The 255-nt window shown below is 50.6% G+C and carries 1 rRNA gene; it reads left to right on the top strand.

Features of this window, described 5'->3' with window-relative positions:
- Positions 1-255: ribosomal RNA gene (locus tag ACTHTQ_RS11525) — 23S ribosomal RNA — on the top strand; the annotation flags it as partial.

Here is a 255-nt window from a genome sequence, read left to right as displayed (position 1 = left end):
GTTGACATGAGTAGCGATAAAGCGGGTGAAAAGCCCGCTCGCCGAAAGCCCAAGGTTTCCTACGCAACGTTCATCGGCGTAGGGTGAGTCGGCCCCTAAGGCGAGGCAGAAATGCGTAGTCGATGGGAAACAGGTTAATATTCCTGTACTTGATTCAAATGCGATGTGGGGACGGAGAAGGTTAGGTTAGCAAGCTGTTGGAATAGCTTGTTTAAGCCGGTAGGTGGAAGACTTAGGCAAATCCGGGTCTTCTTA

The organism is Neisseria sp. P0020.S003, assembly GCF_051957095.1.
GTDB classification, from domain to species: domain Bacteria; phylum Pseudomonadota; class Gammaproteobacteria; order Burkholderiales; family Neisseriaceae; genus Neisseria; species Neisseria subflava.
The sequence above is the reverse complement of the archived record's forward strand: the minus strand, read 5'-3'. Positions and strand labels throughout refer to the sequence as shown.